2 protein-coding genes are annotated in these 608 nt (G+C 67.6%); both read right to left on the bottom strand.

Annotated features, from left to right (window positions below; all coding sequences use genetic code 11):
- On the bottom strand, positions 1-251 hold a 251-nt coding region (locus EEB15_RS33195; protein ID WP_141514250.1), incomplete at its 3' end, for an ATP-binding cassette domain-containing protein.
- On the bottom strand, positions 248-608 hold a 361-nt coding region (locus EEB15_RS33190; RefSeq protein WP_199236705.1), incomplete at its 5' end, for an ABC transporter permease. The genes EEB15_RS33195 and EEB15_RS33190, both read right to left, overlap by 4 nt.

The following is a 608-nucleotide window of genomic DNA, read 5'->3' as shown; positions in this document are numbered from 1 at the left end:
ACCAGGGAGCGGCGCTCCTCCGGCAGTTGCAGCAGGTCTTCGCCGAACACCCGCACGCTGCCGGAGGTCGGCCGGCGCAGGCCGACGATGCTGCGCAGCAGCACCGACTTGCCGGTGCCGGAGCCGCCGACCACGCCGAGGATCTCGCCGCGACGGACGTCGAGGTCGAGGTGCTCGTGGACCGCCTGGGCGCCGAAACGGTTGCACAGGTCGCGGACCTGGATGATCGCCTGCGGGTTGTCCTGGTTCACCAGCCCATCTCCATGAAGAACAGCGCGGCGAGGGCGTCGAGCAGGATCACCACGAAGATCGAGTGGACCACGCTGGTGGTGGTGTGCTCGCCCACCGACTGGGCGCTGCCGCTGACCTTGAAGCCTTCCAGGCAGCCGATCACGGCGATCAGGAAGGCGAACAGCGGGGCCTTGCTGATACCGACCAGGAAATGCTGTACGCCGATTCCGTCCTCCATGATCGACAGGAACATCGCCGGCGGGATGTCCAGGGTCCAGGCGCAGACGGTCATGCCGCCGACGATGCCGCAGAGCATGCCGACGAAGGTCAGCATCGGTAGCGATACCAGCAGCGCCAGCACCCGCGGCAGCACCAGC

The organism is Ramlibacter sp. WS9, from assembly GCF_003797765.1.
In the GTDB taxonomy this organism is placed as follows: domain Bacteria; phylum Pseudomonadota; class Gammaproteobacteria; order Burkholderiales; family Burkholderiaceae_C; genus Ramlibacter.
The sequence above is the reverse complement of the archived record's forward strand: the minus strand, read 5'-3'. Positions and strand labels throughout refer to the sequence as shown.